The organism is Brevundimonas sp. (assembly GCF_041648055.1).
Lineage (GTDB): Bacteria > Pseudomonadota > Alphaproteobacteria > Caulobacterales > Caulobacteraceae > Brevundimonas.
Genome location: NZ_JBAZPS010000001.1, coordinates 488641 through 507161 on the forward strand (window position 1 = coordinate 488641; position 18521 = coordinate 507161).

Below are 18521 nucleotides of genomic sequence, written 5' to 3' on the forward strand. Positions count from 1 at the left end.
TCAGTAGATCAACTCGTCGTCGCCGCCCTGACCCACCAGCATGATGTCGCCCTTGGCCGCCAGGTCCTTGGCCACCTGAACCATGGCCATCTGGGCCTGGTCGACGTCCTTCAGACGCACAGGCCCCATGCCCTCCATGTCCTCGCGCATGATCTTGGCGGCGCGCTCGCTCATGTTGGAGAAGAACATTTCGCGAAGGGATTCCGACGCTCCCTTAAGGGCCAGGCCCAGCGAATCCTTCTCGACCGCACGCAACAGCGTCTGGACGCCGCCAGGATCCAGCTTTGAAAGATCCTCAAAGACAAACATGAGGGCGCGGATACGTTCGGCGGCCTCGCGGTTGCGCTCTTCCAGAGCCCCTATGAAGCGGGCCTCGGTCTGACGGTCGAAGCTGTTGAAGATGTCGGCCATCATCTCGTGGCTGTCGCGCTTGGACGTACGGGCCAGGTTGGACATGAACTCGGTGCGCAGCGTCTGTTCGATCTTGTCGAGTATCTCGCGTTGGACCGGCTCCATACGCAGCATCCGCTGCACGCACTCCAGGGCGAAGTCCTCGGGCAGGCTGGTCAGGACACGGGCCGCGTGCTCTGGCTTGATCTTTGACAGGACGACGGCGACCGTCTGGGGGTACTCGTTCTTCAGATAGTTGGCGAGAACCGCCTCGTTCACATTGCCCAGCTTGTCCCACATCGTCCGGCCGGCGGGACCCCGGATTTCCTCCATCAGGCCTTCGACCCGGTCGCCCGGCATGAAGGATGCCAGCAGTTTCTGGGTCTGTTCGAAGCTGCCCATCACCGAGCCGGAACCGCTCATCCCGGCGACGAATTCGATCAGCAGTTCCTCGACCACGGCGGCCGTGACGGTACCCAGACCGGCCATGGCCTGAGAGATTTCCTTGATCTCCTCGTCGTCCAGACTCTGCCACAGACGGGTGTGATCCTCGCCCAGCGACAGCAGGATGACAGCGGCCTTTTCGGGCCCCGTCAGCTTCCTGGCGTCCTCTACTGCAGGCTTCTTGTTGACCAGCCGGGCCGCCATCAGCCTTCGTGCACCCAGGAGCGGAGGATAGAGGTGGATTCCTCCGGATGTTTCTCCACGAACTCGGCGACCTTCTTGATCGACGAGGCCTTCACCTGACCCTCGATGCGGGCGATGTCGAGCCGATCGTCCATCTCCGAGCGCGGCAGGAACTGCTGGCCAGGATCAGCCGCCCCGTTGACGATCGAGGTCTGCAGGCTGGTCACCGGTACACCCCCTGCGCCGGCCAACTGCGGACTACCTCCACCCCCGCCCGTCGCCGTTTTCAGCAGAGGACGCAGCACGAAGAAAATCAGCAGCAGTCCTGTGATCAGCAAGACCAACAGTTCGACACCGCGCATGATGTCGTCCTTGGTGAAGCTGAACATCGAGGAGCCCGCCTCCTCGCCGCCGACCGCCGCCGTGTCGCGGTTGAAGCGGACGGCCGTCACCTGGACGATGTCGCCGCGCTCAGCATTGAAGCCGACCGCCGCCTTGACCAAGGCCTCGATCTTGGCCCGGTCTTCCTCGGAGACGGGCGCATAGGTCGGCTCGCCGTCGCCGCTGGCGGGGGGCGTATATTTGCCGTCGACGGCCACGGCCACGGCCAGCTTCTTGACCTCTCCAGCCTCCTTCACCGTCGTGGTGGTGGTGTTGGAGATTTCGTAGTTGGTGGTCTCGGTGTTCTGGGTGTCAGTCGAGCCGATGGGAGTGACATTGGGGGCCTGACCGCCCGGGATGTTGTTGACCGCCGTGGCCCCGCCGTCGGCCTGGCCCGTTGTGTCCTGGCTCTCGGAGCCATTGGTCGAGGTCGAGCGGACAACCTGCCCGTCGGGGTCATAGACCTGCTGCTGGGTGGTGGAGCGGCTATGGTCGATGTCGGCGGTGACCTGGACGCGGGCCGCCCCGACGCCGACGACGCCTTCAACGATATCCTTGATACGGGCCTGAAGCTGGGCCTCGGTCGAGCTCTTGGCCTCTTCGGCGGAGGCGGCGCTGAAGCCGCCTGCGTCCGCGCCTGCCGCCAGGGTGCGGTTGGAGGTGTCGGTCAGGGTGACCCGCTCGGGCTTCATATTGGTGACCGAGGAGGCCACCACATTGCGGATGGCCTGGACTTGGGCCCCTGACAGCTGGCCGCCCGTCACGCCCACGACCACCGAGGCGGTCGGCTCGGCCGTCGAGGCCTGGAACAGCTGGCGCGGCGGCAGGGCGATCATGACGCGGGCCGAGGTAATGCCGCGCAGGCTCATGATCGTGCGGGCCAGCTCGCCTTCCAGCGCGCGCTTTTCGTTGAGGTTCTGCTGGAACTCGGTCTGGCCCAGGACCGACTGGTCGTCGAAGATTTCGTAGCCGACGCTGCCAGAGGTCACCAGGCCCTTGCCGGCCACCAGCATGCGAGCCTCGCCCACCTGATCGCGGCTGACGAAGATGGTCGAGCCGTCGCCACGCGAAGAGTATTTGATCCCGGCACTGTCCAGGGCCGTGGTGATCTCCGAGGCTTCGCGCAGGTCCAGGTTGGAATACAGCAGGGCGTCAGGGGCCTGGCCCACGCGCATCATCAGATAGACCAGCGCGACCGCGACGCCGGCGCCTACGCCCAGCAGCACGGCCAGCTTGCCGACCCCGAACCTCTGCAATGCCGACGAAAAGCCGCCCACTCAAACCGCCTAAGTTAAAACGGGCCCACCCCGACGCGCGAACCGAACAGGTCGCTAGGCAGAAACTGCCGCCTACGTGGTAAACGGGGAGTTAAGTTCCGTTACGATCAGCGTTTCTTGCGCTTGTTCATCACGAAGCCGATGACCTTGGCAGCCGCCTCGAAATGCTCGCGCGGAATGGTCTCGTCAACATCCACGGCGGCGTAGAGGGCGCGGGCCAGGGGCACGTTTTCCACGATCGGCACCGCATGCTCACGCGCGACCTCGCGGATGCGCAAGGCGACGGCGTCCACGCCCTTGGCGACACAGACCGGGGCGGCGTCGCCCGCCTCGTAACGCAGGGCGACCGAGAAGTGCGTCGGGTTGGTGACGATGACCGTGGCGGTGGGCACCGCCTGCATCATGCGCTGGCGGCTGCGCTGGGCCCGAATCTGCTTCAGCTTGGCCTTGACGTGAGGGTCGCCCTCGGACTGCTTGTAGTCCTCCTTCAGCTCTTCCTTGGTCATCTTCATCCGCTCGGCGAAGCGGTATTTCTGCCAGAGGAAGTCCACGCCGGCGGTGAAGCTGAGGAAGACCAGGGCGGAGACCATCAGGCTGATCGCCAGGTCGCGCGTGAACGGCAGGATCATGGCCGGGGACATGGCCGCCATATTGGCCAGCTCGTTCGCATGCGGTTTCAGCACCAGCCAGCAGACCACCACCACGGCCAGAAGCTTGAGGAAGGTCTTGATGAACTGGACCAGGCCGTCGGGGCCGAAGATGCGTTTGAAACCCTTGAGCGGGTTCACCTTGGACCAGTCGGGCTTCAGCTTCTCGCCTGTGAACATAATGCCCGACTGGGCCAAGTTGCCGCCCACGCCGCCCAGGATGGTCGCCAGCATGACCGCGCCCAGGAAGGGGGTGATGGCCCACAGGGCGATGCCCCCGATCTCGACCCCCGCACCTGTGTTCAGCCCGCCCATCATCGTGTGGGGGGCGGCGATGAAGGGCAGGAACTGCTCGGCCATGGAGGTGGCGAACCAGCCCCCGGCCATCAGGATCACGGCGGCGGCACCGGCCAGGGATAGGGCGGAGGCGACATCCGGGGATTTGGCGACATCCCCCTTCTTGCGCGCCTCCTCGAGTTTTCGTGGGGTGGCGTCTTCCGTCTTGGACTCGGGATCGGGCGTATCAGCCACCCGCGCCTCCCGTGAACTGTCCGGCCAGGGCGCGGTAGCGATCGATGAAGATCGTGCCCACCACCCCCAGGCTCAAGGCGAAGACGGACAGCCCCAGGATGATGCTGAGCGGGGCCGCGGCGAAGAAGACCTGGAACTGGGGCATGACCCGCCCGACCAGTCCGGACGCCAGGTTGAAGATCAGGGCAAAGACCATGACGGGCGCGGCCAGTTGCACGCCCAGCAGGAAGCTCTCGCCCAGGGTCCGTACCGCCAGGGTGGCGAAGTCGCCGGTGGCCAGCGGCTGGACCGGGGCGATCAGGCGGTACGACCCGACCAGTCCGGCGATGAACAGGTGATGGGTGTTGGTGGCGAAGACCAGGGTCGTGCCCAGCAGCAGCAGAAAGGCCGAGATCGTCGTGCCCGGCTGGGCCTGCAACGGGTTGGCGGTCTGGGCGAAGCTGAGCGTGGTCTGCAGCGACACCACCTCCCCCGCCGTGGACAGGGACGTCAGGAAGATGCGCAGCATCGTCCCGATCGCCAGCCCCACCAGCGCCTCGCGCAGCATCCAGCCGACGGTGGCCCCCAGGCTGGTCGGCAGAGCTGGCAGGCTGCCCGACACCACCGGCCACAGACACAGGGTGACGACCAGGGCCAGCGACAGGCGGATGCGCGGCGGCACATAGGATTCCCCAATGCCCGGCATCATCAGCAGGACCGCGCCGATCCGTGCGAAGATCAGCGCGCCCTGCCAGACCTGATCCGATGTGGCGTAGGGCTCCACTACATCCCGGCGATGCGCACGGCGATGGTGCGCATGAAGCCGCCCAGCAGCGCCCCCATCAAAGGCAGGAACAGCAGCAGGGAGACGAAGATGGCGATGATCTTGGGGGCATAAATCAGGGTCTGTTCCTGGATCTGGGTCAGGGCCTGGAACAGGCCGATGACCACGCCGACGACCAGGCCGACCAGCAGCACAGGCGCGCACAGCTGGATCGTCAGCCACAGGGCATCGCGCCCCACATCCAGAACTTCCGCCCCGTTCATCCCACGCTCCACAAACACGCGCCCGGGGATGTCCGCCGAGAGCGGCCCCCGCACTGGGCAAGGAATGCCGGGTCCATGGTTAATGCGGCGTTAGCGATGTCGCGTAAGGGGTTCAGTGTCTCCGGTTACCGGCGGAAAAGTCGGCCGTCGGAAAACGGTCCCCAGGGCGCGACCGCCATGGGAAGTCCGGCCTCGATCCAGCGGCCGCAGCGTTGATTTCATCCTGTCAAAGACCCGGGTGGCGCTGTCAGACCGACGACGTCTCCCTCATCACATCTGGCCCGTGACGAAGGCGATGCAAGGCCGGGTTCGCACCTGATTTCAGGGTCCAGTGTCTCCACTCGGACCGCAAACGGGCGGGATGATCAGGGTCGGGAATACACTGTGGTCGCGCGGTTGACCGACGCGGCCTCCCTCAGGGACGAGCGCCAAGCTCTCGCAGCCGGAGAGCGTACTCCGATCGTGGTCCGGCCTTTTCTTCGATCACGGACAGGATCCGCCGTCCCTTCGATGGCGCATTCAGATCCAGCCCTCGAGCCGTGAGGTCGGTGAGCAGATCCTTGGTGACGAAGCTGGGGTCCAGTTCCTCATGATCATAAGTCCGGGGAAAGAACAAAGCCCAGACCGGCGGACGACCCTGATGGTCGGGCAGGTTGATGTCCCCGCCCGCCGCCACCAACAGGTCCAGAATTTGAGCGGCCCTGGCATCGGAGTCAGCCTGTTCCCCGTCGAGCGCCATAGTCCCGACGGCTTCCCAGATCGGACGACTGCGGTGGGACAGTGCATTCGGGTCAGCCCCCGCATCAAGCAGCAGTCTGACAGCCTGCGGCGTGCCGGGATATATGCCGTCAGCCAGCATGCCGAGCGGGGTTTCATATTCACCGGGACCGACGGCGTTGACATCTGCCCCCTTGGAAATCGCTAGCCGCATCAGGTCCACACGAAGCGGCTCGCGCCCGTTTATGCTCGCCTGAAACACGGCGTCCGCCACTCCAGGCGCATCGGTTTCGAGCAGGAGGCGGGCTGCCGGGAGGGACAGTCGTATCGATCGCAGGTCGTGGGGTTGGATCATCTCGTGCCGGTCCGACAGTATCTGACGGATGATGGCGATATCGCCACCGGCGAGGGCGGCTTGCAGATCCTGACGCCGCCAAGACCTGGGTTCCGGGACGCGGGCGAGCATGTCGAAAAAGACCGTCCGATGGCCGAGGACAGCCGCCCAGTAGAAGGCGGTTTCGTCTCGCTGGCCCTGAGTCCACGGACTGGCCCCGGCGTCGAGAAGCCGGTCGACGATTTCCGGCCTGTTCCGACCAACGGCCCACATGAGTGGGGTCAGGCCCAGCCCGTCACGGGCATTGATGGGCGTGTCTCGCAAAAAGCGTCGCACGTCCACTAGAGAGCCTCGCCGCGCCGCTTCATGAAGCGAGGCGACAGGGCGTGCCACCTCACGCGCCGGTTCGGACATCGGCTTCGCCCAGCCGTAGGGGAAGCTGGAGTCCCGATCATGATCCCCGGGCAAGGACGCCCGGCAAAGGTCGGCGTCGGGATAGTCAGGCCGCGCAACCATCGCCAGATTATGCAGTCGGGCCTGGTTCAACTCTGTGCGCGTCGCCTCGTCGAGAACATCTCCATGACCAATTTCCTTGAAGACGAGCGGTGCCTGCCCTCCGGGTGTGAAGCAGGTGACGCCTGAAGGAAGCCTGATAGAAAACTGACCGGCAACCACAAGACCGAAGCGCTGCGCGGCTTCGGTCTGGGCCTGAGCAAACGCTGTCTTCTTCGCGGCAATGCGGGCGGCCTCCTCAGCCGGGTCGAGCCGGTTGCAGCAGGTCAAGGCCAGAAGTCCCAATCCTGGAAGCAGAGCGCGGAAACGGTTGGACACGCGAATACTCCGTACGACACAGGGCCGTGCACCCTAGAGTGTCAGGCCCGCCTCACCAGTCGATGAGCAATCATGCTTAAGGCCCCATGGCCCGCCCCTTGCGCCGCCCCGGTCCAAGGAGGCTTCGGCCATGGCCTGGACCGCGATTTCGACCCGAAATGAGACACCGCCCATCGTGCGTGGGGGGTGGCTGGATGCGTTGCGTTTCATTGTGGCCAGCCTGATCATCCTGCATCACTTCCAGGGCGCAGGGCCTGTGCATCTGGCGGACAGCGTGCATCCGGTGTTCGAGCGGGGCGGGTTCCTGCTGACCAACTTCTTCCTGATCGACAGCGGCTATGTGCTGATGCGGGTTTACGGCGCGTCGGTCGCCAGGGGCTCGCTGTCGGCGACGGACTTCTTTCTGAAGCGGTTTCTGCGGGTCTATCCGGCGCATCTGATGATGGGGCTGGGGCTGGTCGCGCTGATCCTGATCAGCGGGGCGATGGGCATCGCGCCGCGCGCACCGGAGTGGTTCCGATGGGACCAGCTGCCGGCCCAGTTGACGCTGACCCAGGCGTTCGGCGTGCCCGGTGGCCTGGGGTGGAATGCGCCCAGCTGGTCTATCTCGGCCTTGATCGGCTGCTATCTGTGCTTTCCATGGATCCTGCGCGGCCTGACGAAACTGGGGCCGTGGAGCACGCTGGCGCTGGGGGTCGGGCTGTATCTGGTGGTCAACCAGATGACCTGGAGCCTGCTGGGCTATCCCGTCTATCAGATGCCGATGGGCTATGGCTTCATCCGCGCCCTGCCGCTGTTCTTCCTCGGTATGGCCCTGGCCTGGTTCGCGCAGAAGGTCTGGATCGCGCCGCGTCTGGCGGGATGGGTCGGGATCGTAGCCGCGCTGGCGCTGGCCTTCGTCCAGTATTTCGACAAGCACGCCCTGGTGTCGCTGGTCTGTATCTCGCTGATCATATTGGCGGCGGGGGCCATTCCGACGCCGCGTCCGTCGAAATGGGTCGAGAAGGCCGCCCAGGTCTCCTTCTCCATGTTCATCACCAATGAGGTGGTGCGCATCGCCTGGTTCGGCGTGGCCAATGTGCTGATCGCGCGGTTTGCCCTGCCGGTCGCGGTGCAGTGGGGGCTGTGGGTCGCGGGCGTGGTGGCGGCCTTCGCCTTTGCCTTCCTGTTCCACTTCGTCATCGACACGCCGATCCAGACCCGCATCCGGACATGGCTGAAGCGCCGGACCGGACGACGGCTGGAGACGCGTCAGCCGGTGGTGTCGCTGGAGGGGTAAGGCGGCAGTCTCGGTTGGCGAGCGGCCAGAATACGCCTAACGTCCGGTCGTGCCTTCCAGCCCAATCCTTGATGAAATCCAGACCGCCAGTCACGGCGGCGACGGGATAGCCAGCCACCGCCTTGCCGTCATGACTGCAAACGGTATCGGCGTCTCCCAGGACTGGCACAGTGCACTGACGCTGCTGGCCCTCTCGGCGCGGCAGGGGCATGACCTGGCCGAGGAGCAGGTTCGGCTGCTCGGGATGGGTGAAGGCCGGTTCGATCTTCAGGACTGGCTGACCCCTCCCCCTCTCCAGACGCTGTCCGAAAGTCCGGCGATGGTGCTGATGTCAGGCTTTCTGGCAGCGCCGATGTGCGACTGGCTGATATCTCGCGGACGAGGGGCGCTCAATCCGGCTTCGGTTTTCGACGCCGATGCCGGGCACGCACAGCAGTCAAAGGGACGAACGAATACCTCGGCCCAGTTCGATCTCGACACCATGGATGTGATCACTGCCCTGGTCAGGCACCGCATCGCCAATGCCGCCGGAATGCCGTTGGTCAGCCTAGAGTGGAGCCAGGTCCTGCATTATGAGGTTGGCCAGACGTTCGACTGGCATGTCGACTATCTGGATCCCGCCGTCCCCGGCTTTGCGCAGGACGTGGCCCGACGAGGGCAGAGGATTGCGACCTGTCTGATCTATCTGAACGACAATTTCGAGGGGGGCGAGACCGCCTTCGCCCATGAAGGGCACCGGCATCGTGGGCGGAAGGGAGAGGCGCTCATGTGGGCCAATACCCTGGCCGACGGAGAGATCGACCCACGCACCGTGCACGCCGGCCTGCCGCCGACCGCCGGTCAGAAATGGGTGTTTTCACAGTGGATGCGCGATCGCGCGCAGTTCTGAGCCGTCAGATCGGCATCCGCATGATTTCCTGATAGGCCTGAATCACCTGGTCGCGGACGGCCATGACGGTTTCCAGCGACGCCTCGGCGGAGGAGACGGCGGTGACGACGTCGATCAGGCTGCCCTGGCCCTGGACCGAGGCGGCCATCTGGGTTTCGGCGGCCTTTGACGTCTGGGTCATGTCGCCCATGACGCTGGTCAGCATTTCGGCAAAGCCGGATTGTGCGGGCCCCTGCACCGGGGCGGTGGGCATGGCCCCGCCCTGGATCGAGGCATAGGCCTTGGCCGCCATCATCGGATTCATGGGCTAGCCTTTAGCGCTTGAGGAGATCGAGGGTGCGGGTCTCCATCGACCGCGCCGTCTCGATGACGTTCAGATTGGCCTCATAGGCGCGCTGGGCCTCGCGCATGTCCATCGCCTCGACCAGGGTGTCGACGTTGGGACGCAGGACATAGCCCTCGCCGTTCGCCGCAGGGTGGGACGGATCGTATTCGCTGCGGAAGTCACCCATGTCGGGCCGGACCTCGGCCAGGGTCACGCCGGTCGCACCGTCGATCTCTCGTGCCTGAAAGACCGGCACCTGACGACGATAGGGCTCGCCGCCCGCGGTCGGGGCCGTGGACTGGGCGTTGGCGATATTCTCGGCGATCACGCGCATGCGCGACTGCTGGGCCTTCAGGGCGCTGGCGGCCACGGCCATGGCGCTGTTTCTGGGCGGTACGGCATCGGTCATCGATCAGTCTCCTGGCCCTAGGCCGCGCCGGGCTTGCGCGCGGCCATCCGCAGCATCTGCATGGATTTCTGGTAGAAGCCGATGGCGGCGTCATAAGCCATTCGGCTCTCGGCCATCTTGAGCATCTGCTCTTCGACCACGACCGAATTGCCATCCAGCGTGGTCTCGGAATCGGGTGCCGATTTGCTTTCGAAACGCGCGACCTGCCCTTGCGGCGCTATGTGCATGGCGCTGGTGCGGGTCATCCGAACGCCCTGTCCCCGCGCCATGGCGGCGGCGAAGTCGGTCGGCTGTTGCAGATCGCGGGCGACATAGCCGGGGGTGTCGGAGTTGGCGACATTCTGGGCGACGACCCGCTGGCGCTCGTCCAGCCAGGACAGGCGGCCCTTGATCTGGCTCAGCAGTGGCAGGTCGGTGAAGCCCACGGACATCGCTCCGGACGTGAGTCGTCCCATAGAAGATGGGCAGAAAATGCCGTGTGCATGGTTAATGGGACGTTATCTATACGGGTCATTAACCACGATGGCCGACATCTGACGGGCCGGACGACCGATTCCGGCGGGACCGGCGGCGCATGAATTTCCTCGATCTGTTGCGGGCATTATTCGCCCTGGCCTTCACCCTCGGCATCATCGGCCTGGCCGCCTGGGCCGCACGCCGCTATGCGCCGCAGTTGCTGGCCAAGCTGAGCGCCGAGCGCGGACCCCGCCGCATGCAGATCGTCGAGACCCTGGTGCTGGATCCCGCGCGGCGGCTGGTGCTGGTGCGGATCGACAATGAGGAACGCCTGCTGGTGCTGGGCGAGGGCCGCGAACTGATCGAGCCGCGGGGATCGGACCAGTGAAGCTGTCCGGCCTCTTTGTCGTCCCCACACGCGCCGAGCTGGCCAGGGCGGCCAGGCTGTCGCTTATCGCCACCCTGCTGTGCATGCTGTGGCCGCTGGGGGCGTTTGCGCAGGACGTCGCCTCGGGCGGGGCGGCGATCAATGTCGATCTGGGCACCGGAGCCGGGCTGACCGAGCGGGTGGTGCAACTGGTCGGTCTGATGACCGTGTTGTCGCTGGCCCCGTCGATCGTGATCATGACCACCAGCTTCGTGCGGATCGTCGTGGTGCTGTCGCTGCTGCGGACCGCGCTGGGCATGCAGCAGTCGCCGCCCAACGCCGTGATCGTGTCCCTGGCCCTGTTCCTGAGTGCCGTCGTCATGGCCCCGACCTGGCAGGACGCCTATGATTCGGGCATCCGTCCCCTGATGGATCAGCAGATGGAGCTACCCCAGGCCTTCGATGCGGCGGCGGAACCTGTGAAGACTTTCATGCTGTCTCAGGTCGACCCCGACGACCTGGCCCTGTTCACGCGGCTGTCGGCCGTGGAGGCCACCACGCCGCCCATCGAACTGCCCCTGCGGGTGGTCACTCCGGCCTTCATGATCAGTGAGCTGAAGACCGCCTTCACGATCGGATTTCTCCTTTTCGTTCCGTTCCTTGTGATCGATCTGGTGGTCGCCAGCGTGCTGATGTCCATGGGTATGATGATGCTGCCGCCGGTGGTGATCTCCCTGCCGTTCAAGCTGATCTTTTTCGTGCTCGTGGATGGCTGGAGACTGGTGTGCGGAAGCCTGGTCGAGAGCTTCCAGAGGGCGTCCGGCGCGGGATAAATCCCCACCCTGCGGGCACTACAGAGGCAAAGGCGCTTGCATTGTCTGTAAAAAGTCGCCCTCATCCCCTCGTCATCGCTCCTGAATCGGAGCGAGCTTTCATCGGGAAACGACCCATATGACTACTCAAGCCGAACTCATCGCCTCCGTCGCCAAGGATGCAGGCGTCAGCCAAGCTGACGCCGGCCGCGTGCTGGAAGCCATCGTCAAGAACATCCATTCGTCGCTGACCGCCGGTGGCGACGTCCGCATCTCGAACCTGGGTGTGTTCGACACGGCCGCCCGCGCCGCTCGCGAAGGCCGCAACCCTGCCACGGGCGCGACCATCAAGATCGCCGCCTCCAAGGCCGTGCGCTTCCGCGTCTCCAAGCCGCTGAAGGATGCGGTCAACAAGTAAGACTTAGGCCGCCGGTCTCGCAGAGGCCGGCGCTGCTGTCGCAGCTTGCGAACGGGCGGGGGCCGCAGGGTCCCCGCCCGTTTTCGTTCTGAGCTCGGTCTTCATGGTGGTGACCCAACCGGCGAAGGTGTCGGCAGAGGCGGCCAGTCCGGCGAAGTCGGCGGCAGAGGTCTCGCTGTCGGTTCCGTCCAGACCGTCCAGGGCGATCGACAGGGCCGACTTGTTGCGGGCCCCGGCTACATAGGGGCGATAGTTGCGCGACAGACGGCTGAGAGCCGTTCCATCCTGACCCAGGGAATAGCCGATCCCGGCGCGCAGCAGCCGCGCCTCCTCGTCCGCCGTCAGGGCCCCACCCGCCTTGTAGCGCTCGCTCAGGCCCGCTTCATACAGGGCCGCGGCCTGGGGCCACTGCTGCTGCTTCCAGAAGATTTCCGCCTTCACCGCCCGCGCCTCCGGCCCGTTGTCGGCGCCCAGGATTTCCAGCGCATGATCGTAGCGGCCCAGTTGCGTCAGGGCGCGCGCTTCCAGCGCGCGGCGCTCGGCGTTCAGGGCCGTGGGCAACAGGGTCGAGCGTGAGGACCAGAGCGCTTGCAAGGCCGGCTCGGCCTGGCGGTCCATCAGATAGACGGTGGCCAGATCGGTGGCGACCTGGGCCTTGGCCACGCCCTCCAGCCGGTTTTCGACCTGGTATTTGAGCAGTTCCGCCGCCTGGGGAAGCAAATCGACATCGACCAGACGACGGGCCAGGCGGCGGACCATCTCGTCGCCGTCGGCCCCGATCGGGGTCAGTTCGCGGAAATCGTAGAACAACCCCAGCGCCTGGATCGGCTGAAGTCCATCGGCCCCGCCCTCCAGGAACAGGGCACGGAAGGCGTTGTTCAGATCGGCCTGGATCTCGGGTGCCCCCGGCAGACGGGCCATGCGAGGCCCCGCCGCCTTCAGCGCCGTCAGCGCCTCGCGGTACAGGCCCTGCGACAGATAAAGCTGACCCAATTGCCGGATGACGGCCAGTTCGGTGGCATCCCCGCGCCAGCGCCAGCGCAGGCTCTCCAGCTGGGCGGCAGCGGCGGCGGGTGTCATCGCGCCCTTGGCCATCGACAGGCGTACGGCCCCCAGCTTGGCGGGCACCGATACGGCCTCCATCGGGGCGCGGCCGACGGCAGTATAGACGGCCAGCGCCTTGTCCGACTGTCCATCGATCTCGAACATCCTGGCCTGGACCAGACGTGCGGCCAGCTCGTCAGCAGCCGGTGCTTCCTGACTGAAGGCATAGCTCAGCAGGGCGCGGGTGGCTTCCAGATCGCCGGTCTCCAGAGCCGCGAGGGCGTGGGCCGCGCCGAAGCGAGCCCGCCACTCCGCCGGAAACTGGTCGATAGCCGAGGCACCGGCGGCAAAGGCCTGTCGGGCGCTGACATAGTCGCCCTGGGTCGAGGCGATATAGCCGCGCCAGACCGAGGACGCAGGGTCGCCCGCCACGGCGGCAGAGGCGAAGTCGCCTTGCGCCTCTTCCATGCGGCCGATGGAGGCACGAGCGGCACCGCGCAGGCCGCGCAACTCGGGCTCGCCGATCATGTTCGGCTGCTGCGCCACGATGGCATTCAGGACCCCGATGGCTTCGTAGCCAAGGCCAGAACCGACGAGGAAGCGGGCGAAGGCGAAGCGGGCCTCGGCGGGGGCGCGGGGGTCGTCGCCAGCACTCTGGGCCTCCAGCGCGGCCGTATCCTGAAGCAGCCGATACCGGGTTGAGAAGCCGTCAGTCCCGACATCGGCCCATTCGGCCATAATCAGGCCTGGATGTCTGGCGCGGGCGGGGGCGTCAGCCTGAAGCTGACCTGCCTCGAGTTCCGCGGAAGGAGGCGACAGGATCAGACCGCCAGGGCGGCTGAGGGTCACCAGATCGCCCTGGGCCAGGATCGCCAGGTCCGGTGCCGTCGTTTCGACGGCCAGGCCATGCGCCGTCGGCAGCAGGGCCAGGTCCATCGTCTTGCGGCGGGCACCAAACCCCTTGCCGGGGGCCAGGGCGGTGACGGCAGCAAAGCGGTCGCCCGCGACGGGGTCGGTCAGCCAGACCGCTTTTGTGGCCCCGGCCATGCGCGCCACCAGGGCGGCATCACCGCTGTCGTCGCGCGCGATCTGCACGCCCTCGACGGCCGTGGGCGACCCTCCGACTGTTACGCGCCATGTCGTACCGTCGGCGACGGCCGAGACGGCCAGGGCTTGCGGTGCGGCGATGCGCACGGCGACATGGTCGGCCCCCGCCGTCCACTTGGCATCGGTCACCGGTCCCAGGGCCTTGGCGCCGGCCATGTCCAGGCGGGCGCGGGTGTCGAAGACGATCCAGACGGCCTCGCCGCGCCGGAAGACGGCGGCCCCGACCGGCGTGGTCCAGCCGAAGTCCAGCGTGACGCGACCGGCCTCGGCGCGGGTCGTCACCGGCACGGTGGCGGCGGCGCTGCCGGCGGCAGGGGCCGGAGCCTCGGCCGCCTGGGCATAAAGATTCAAATAGACCGCCCCGTCCGCGCTGCCCGAGCGGGCGTCGCCAGCCTCCGTCAAGGTCAGGACCAGTTCGGTGCCGCCGGTCACGGCACGGGTTTCGACCTTTTCGACGCCAGGAGGCGGATCGACCTTCAGGCGTGAGACGTCGGGGGCAGCGGTCGTGCCGATCCGCACGATGATGTTGCGGCCCTCGCGTCGCACGCGGGAGCGCGAGCCGATGACGCCCGCAAACTCGACCCGTGTGAATTCGCTGTTGGCCCCGATGCGTATGGTGACGGGGTCGAGCGCTGCACCGCCTTCCTGAGCCAGCGGAGCCAGGGGCGAGAACGCGACTGCACCCGCCGCGGCGGCGGCCACGGTGGTGCGAAGGACGCGCTTGCTGACGGAAACCCTGGACATGTGCGCGCACGGTTACGGGTTCGGCCTTTCAACGCAGTTAACGATCAGTGACCACCGGTCGCCGCGACAAAGGTGCAGCTTGCCCTCGCGCCACCAGAGGCCGACATCAGCGCGATGACCGATCCTGTCTATCCCCCGCTCAGCACCCTTTCGACCGGCCTGCGGTGCCGCTGCCCGCGCTGCGGCAAGGGGCCTTTGCTGCGGGGCTATCTGAAGATCAGGGACGCCTGCCCGGAGTGTGGTCTGGACTACAGCTTTGCCGATCCGGCCGATGGCCCGGCCTTCTTCGGCATGACCGGTGTCGGTACGGTGGGTCTGGGCCTGTTCATGTGGTTCGAGTTCACGGTCCAGCCGCCGATCTGGGTGCATCTGGTGGTGACCATGCCACTGCTGGTCCTCGCCTGTCTGGCAGTCCTCAGGCCCATCAAGGGCTGGATGGTGTCCGAGCAATACATCCACAAGGCCGCCCCGGCGGAGTGGGCCAGCATCGGCAAGCATGGCGACGGGTCGAAGTGGAAATAGGGTAGCCTGACCAAATCTGGACAGCCGCTATCGCGGACGGTGTCTGGCCGGAACGAGCCCGTGGCGGGACATCTTGTCGTAAAGGGTCTTTCGCGGAATCTGCAGATCTGTAGTGACCCGTTTGATGTCGCCCTGGTGCCGTGTCAGCGATTCGCGGATGAGTTGGGCCTCATAGGCCTGGACGCGTTGGACCAGCCCCTCATGTGATGGACCCAGAGTTTCAGGGTGCGCGATACCGACGGCGATTTGACTGGCATAGTTCGACAACTCACGCAGATTGCCCGGCCAATCGTGCTCGATCAGGCGACGCCGGATGTCATGGTCGATCGCAGGTGCCTTGCGGCCCAGACGGCTGGCGGCACGGTCCAGAAAGCGCGCAAACAGCAGGGCCACATCCTCGCGCCGTTCACGCAAGGGCGGGGTGCGCAGGCGGATGACGTTCAGGCGATAATACAGGTCCTCGCGCAGCGTACCCGCCGCCACCGCCTCGGCCGGGTCCCCCTTTGTCGAGGCGAGGATTCGAAGATCCAGCGCATGCGGCTCCATCGCCCCGACCGGCAGGATCTCGCGTTCCTCCAGGACCCGCAGCAGCAGGCGTTGTGCCGAGGGCGGAGCCAGATCGATCTCGTCCAGAAACAGCGTGCCCTGGTGCGACTGTTCGATCTGGCCTTCACGACGACGCAGACTTCCTGTCGGCCCTGCCCCATCGCCCATCAGCAGGCTCTCCAGTCCGGTTTCCGGCAGGGCGGCGCAGGATACGGTCACAAAGGGCCTGGGCCGACGACGACCGGCATTATGGATGGCTCGCGCCACCGCCTCCTTGCCGGCTCCGGTCTCGCCTTCGATCAGCACATCGACCTGGGCGTCCGCCAGTCGCTGGATGGCACCCCGAAGCCGCTCGATGGCCGGACTGTCGCCGCTCAGCGGGATCGAGCCTTCGTCATCGGCCACGGCGGAGGCCAGTCGGCGATTGTCCAGCACCAGAGCGCGCTTCTCCAGCGCGCGTCGCAGGGTCTCGACCAGCCGCTCCGGAGCAAAGGGCTTGGCCAGAAAGTCATAGGCCCCGCGCTTCATCGCCTCGACGGCATCGGCGATGTCGCCATGCCCGGTCATCATGACGACGGGCAAATCCGGATCGAGGCCGTTCAGCCGCTCGACCAGCTGGCGACCGTCCATGCCGGGCATGCGCAGGTCCGTGACGACCACACCTTCGAACCCGTCGTTCAGGGCCTTGAGAGCGGCTTCCGCAGAAGAGAAGGCGGAAATGGTCAGGTCTTCCAGCGACAGCCGTTCAGTCAGGGCCAGGCGGAAGGCGTCGTCGTCGTCGACCAGGGCGACACGGTTGAGGGCGCGAAAACTCATCTGGCCCTGGCCAGTCGAATGGCAAAGCGGGCCCCTTGAGAGGAGGGCTCCAGCGACAGTTCACCTCCAAAAGCCGCCACGATGTCGCGGCTGATGACCAGACCCAATCCCATGCCGTCGCGCTTGCTGGTGGTGAAGGGGGTGAACAGACGCTCGCGAACATCGGCCGCAACGCCCGGGCCATTGTCCGCGACATGCAGGATCACATGGTCGTCGTCGATCCGGACCCCCAGGGTGATGCGCGGGTCCGCGATGCCCTCCAGCGCTTCGATCGCATTCTGAAGCAGGTTCAGCACCACCTGTTCCAGGCGGTTGCGTTCGGCCTTGACCGACAGTCCAGCCGGCAGAGGGGCACGTTCCAGCTCTATCCCCTTTTCGCGAAGGCGCCCGGCGACCAGCAGCAGGGCCCCGTCGATCGCCCCATCCACCGGGACGGCAACGGTCTCGGACCGGGTCTTTCGGGCAAAGGCGCGAAGTTCGTCGGTGATCACGCCGACCCGCTCGGTCAGATGATCAATATTGCCAAGGGAGCGCAGGGCTCCGGCGCTGTCGTCGCGCCGCAACAACACCGAGGCACTGTCGGCGTGGGTGCGAATGGCGGCGATAGGCTGGTTGATCTCATGCGCCACGCCCGCCGCGATCTGGCCAAGGGTGGCCAGCTTATTGGCTTGGATCAGGTCGTCCTGAAGGTCCTGGCGAATGGTTTCGAGCCGCCGCCGCTCATCGATCTCGGTGTTCAGCAGATCATTGGTCGCACGCAGTTCCGACGTCCGCAGGTCGATCTGATGCTCCAGTTCGATACGGGCCTGTTCGGCCTCGGTGGCTCGTGCCGCAGCCCGCTGGCGGCGGCGCAGCAGGATGCCGGTCAGGGCGGCCAGCAGGCCCACGCTGACGAAGGCCAGCCAGCGCGCTCCGGCGACAGCGCGGGAGACAGCCTCGCCCGCAGGGGCCAGCAGCGTCAGCCTCCAGCCCATGTCCGCTATGGCGTCAGAGGCTACGGCATACAGATCAGGCGAGACATCCGATGAGATCCGCACCATCGGGCGATCGTCCGTATCGAAGGGCAGGACGCCGGGCGTGACCGGACCTGCGGCCTGGGTCGCGGCCAGACGGCGGCGAAGGTCGGCCGATAGGGGCTCCTCGGTGCGAAACCGCCACGCAGGGACAGTTGTGACGACCACGACGCCATCAGCATCCGTGACATAGGTCGGCTCGCCCGAAGCGCGCCAGTCGGCCTCCAGGGCGTCGAACTCCACCTTGGCCACGATGACGCCCAGGGGCTGGCCCGATGCATCGTCCACCCGTCTGGACAGATAAAGGCCCGGGCGCCCGCTGACGGTGCCCAGAGCGAAGAAGGACGCCTGACCATCGCGCATGGCCCGGTAATAGTAAGGCCGGAATCGATAATCGGAGCCGACGAAGCTGGTCGGCAGTCGCCAGTTGCTGGCCGCCAGGGTGCGGCCGTTGGCGTCCAGCGCATAGATGGCTGCGGCCCGAACATCAGTGGCCAGGGTCTCGAACTTGCGGTTCAGACGATCGGCGGAGGCCGCATCGGGCGCGGCCAGCAGGCGGGCCAGATCCGGGTCCTGCGACAGGACGCGAGGCAGGGATTCGTGACGCTCCAGTTCGCTGCGAAGAACCGCGGCATGCAGGGCACTGGCGGTGATGGCCTGGCGGGTTGCGGTGGCCTGGGCATCCCGGCGCGCGAACTCGCCGCCAGCCGTCACGACCAGGACCGCCACGACCAGCCAAGCCGCCGCGAACAGTCGCCACTGGTCGGCGGGGGACGTCATGAGGCGCATGCTGCGACTATGCGGATATCCGCACAAATGTCCAATGCCGACGTGCGGAATGACGCACAAAAATCCGCCGCCACCTAATCTTCACGGGGAAAAACCAATAACTAACAACAGCCTGCTGCACCGGATCGTCCGCCTTGCCGCAGATTTTCCTTCACCGATACTGGTCGCAATCGCGCCACAGAGCGTCGTGCAGACCGGGACCCGGCACGGGACCCAAGGGAGGT

General features: G+C 66.0%; 18 protein-coding genes. 6 read left to right on the forward strand and 12 right to left on the reverse strand.

Translation table 11 applies throughout. From position 1 onward, the window contains the following. From fliG to WC585_RS02365, 6 genes are all read right to left on the reverse strand, one after another. Nucleotides 1-1038 carry a flagellar motor switch protein FliG gene (gene fliG / locus WC585_RS02340; protein ID WP_373255904.1) on the reverse strand — a complete coding sequence of 346 codons (1038 nt, stop codon included), beginning with the start codon at nucleotides 1036-1038 and terminating at the stop codon, nucleotides 1-3. Further along, nucleotides 1038-2675, reverse strand: a complete 1638-nt coding sequence (fliF, locus tag WC585_RS02345) for a flagellar basal-body MS-ring/collar protein FliF (protein WP_373255905.1) — start codon at nucleotides 2673-2675, stop codon at nucleotides 1038-1040. Before fliF ends, fliG begins: the two co-directional genes overlap by 1 nt. Before the next feature lie 107 nt (nucleotides 2676-2782). Then, entirely contained in the window at nucleotides 2783-3853 is a 1071-nt protein-coding gene (flhB, locus tag WC585_RS02350; RefSeq protein ID WP_373255906.1) for a flagellar biosynthesis protein FlhB, read from the reverse strand. Further along, nucleotides 3846-4616 carry a flagellar biosynthetic protein FliR gene (fliR, locus tag WC585_RS02355; protein WP_373255907.1) on the reverse strand — a complete coding sequence of 257 codons (771 nt, stop codon included), beginning with the start codon at nucleotides 4614-4616 and terminating at the stop codon, nucleotides 3846-3848. The genes flhB and fliR overlap by 8 nt, the downstream gene beginning before the upstream one ends. Then, complete coding sequence (gene fliQ / locus WC585_RS02360) at nucleotides 4616-4879, reverse strand: flagellar biosynthesis protein FliQ (protein ID WP_373255908.1); 264 nt, start codon at nucleotides 4877-4879, stop codon at nucleotides 4616-4618. Before fliQ ends, fliR begins: the two co-directional genes overlap by 1 nt. Nucleotides 4880-5294: 415 nt before the next feature. Next, entirely contained in the window at nucleotides 5295-6761 is a 1467-nt protein-coding gene (locus tag WC585_RS02365) for an ankyrin repeat domain-containing protein (protein ID WP_373255909.1), read from the reverse strand. 130 nt (nucleotides 6762-6891) lie between these two features. Between WC585_RS02365 and WC585_RS02370 the strand changes: the two genes are divergently transcribed. Together WC585_RS02370 and WC585_RS02375 are read left to right on the forward strand one after the other, a co-directional pair. Next, the gene (locus WC585_RS02370; protein WP_373255910.1) at nucleotides 6892-8040 is read left to right on the forward strand and encodes an acyltransferase family protein; all 1149 of its coding nucleotides are present in this window, start codon (nucleotides 6892-6894) and stop codon (nucleotides 8038-8040) included. A 49-nt stretch (nucleotides 8041-8089) separates the two neighbouring features. Beyond that, nucleotides 8090-8929 (forward strand): 2OG-Fe(II) oxygenase, encoded by an 840-nt coding sequence (locus WC585_RS02375; RefSeq protein WP_373255911.1) that lies wholly within the window; start codon nucleotides 8090-8092, stop codon nucleotides 8927-8929. A gap of 4 nt (nucleotides 8930-8933) precedes the next feature. Here the strand turns inward: WC585_RS02375 and WC585_RS02380 are convergent, their stop codons facing one another. The 3 genes from WC585_RS02380 to flgB are packed head-to-tail and all read right to left on the reverse strand — an operon-like array spanning nucleotide 8934 to nucleotide 10088. After that, a complete protein-coding gene (locus WC585_RS02380; protein ID WP_292170918.1) occupies nucleotides 8934-9233 on the reverse strand; it encodes a flagellar hook-basal body complex protein FliE in 300 nt (99 codons plus the stop codon). 10 nt (nucleotides 9234-9243) lie between these two features. Continuing rightward, nucleotides 9244-9630, reverse strand: coding sequence for a flagellar basal body rod protein FlgC (gene flgC, locus WC585_RS02385; RefSeq protein ID WP_373256775.1), 387 nt, complete (start codon nucleotides 9628-9630; stop codon nucleotides 9244-9246). Between the two features lie 50 nt (nucleotides 9631-9680). After that, entirely contained in the window at nucleotides 9681-10088 is a 408-nt protein-coding gene (flgB, locus tag WC585_RS02390) for a flagellar basal body rod protein FlgB (protein WP_373255912.1), read from the reverse strand. Between the two features lie 149 nt (nucleotides 10089-10237). On the opposite strand from flgB, the gene WC585_RS02395 reads away from it, so the two are divergent. The 3 genes from WC585_RS02395 to WC585_RS02405 all read left to right on the forward strand — a co-directional run bounded on the left by WC585_RS02395 (nucleotide 10238) and on the right by WC585_RS02405 (nucleotide 11716). Then, the gene (locus WC585_RS02395) at nucleotides 10238-10507 is read left to right on the forward strand and encodes a FliO/MopB family protein (RefSeq protein ID WP_373255913.1); all 270 of its coding nucleotides are present in this window, start codon (nucleotides 10238-10240) and stop codon (nucleotides 10505-10507) included. Nucleotides 10508-10509: 2 nt separating this feature from the next. Beyond that, the gene (gene fliP, locus WC585_RS02400) at nucleotides 10510-11319 is read left to right on the forward strand and encodes a flagellar type III secretion system pore protein FliP (protein ID WP_373256776.1); all 810 of its coding nucleotides are present in this window, start codon (nucleotides 10510-10512) and stop codon (nucleotides 11317-11319) included. Between the two features lie 118 nt (nucleotides 11320-11437). Then, entirely contained in the window at nucleotides 11438-11716 is a 279-nt protein-coding gene (locus WC585_RS02405; protein ID WP_373255914.1) for an HU family DNA-binding protein, read from the forward strand. Between the two features lie 3 nt (nucleotides 11717-11719). Here the strand turns inward: WC585_RS02405 and WC585_RS02410 are convergent, their stop codons facing one another. Next, the gene (locus WC585_RS02410) at nucleotides 11720-14611 is read right to left on the reverse strand and encodes a hypothetical protein (protein ID WP_373255915.1); all 2892 of its coding nucleotides are present in this window, start codon (nucleotides 14609-14611) and stop codon (nucleotides 11720-11722) included. A gap of 114 nt (nucleotides 14612-14725) precedes the next feature. Between WC585_RS02410 and WC585_RS02415 the strand changes: the two genes are divergently transcribed. Next, the gene (locus tag WC585_RS02415) at nucleotides 14726-15133 is read left to right on the forward strand and encodes a DUF983 domain-containing protein (RefSeq protein WP_373255916.1); all 408 of its coding nucleotides are present in this window, start codon (nucleotides 14726-14728) and stop codon (nucleotides 15131-15133) included. 27 nt (nucleotides 15134-15160) lie between these two features. On the opposite strand, the gene WC585_RS02420 is transcribed toward WC585_RS02415, so the two are convergent. Together WC585_RS02420 and WC585_RS02425 are read right to left on the reverse strand one after the other, a co-directional pair. After that, nucleotides 15161-16495, reverse strand: coding sequence for a sigma-54-dependent transcriptional regulator (locus tag WC585_RS02420; RefSeq protein ID WP_373255917.1), 1335 nt, complete (start codon nucleotides 16493-16495; stop codon nucleotides 15161-15163). Continuing rightward, nucleotides 16492-18288, reverse strand: a complete 1797-nt coding sequence (locus WC585_RS02425) for an ATP-binding protein (protein WP_373255918.1) — start codon at nucleotides 18286-18288, stop codon at nucleotides 16492-16494. The genes WC585_RS02420 and WC585_RS02425 overlap by 4 nt, the downstream gene beginning before the upstream one ends. Nucleotides 18289-18521 lie beyond the last annotated feature (233 nt).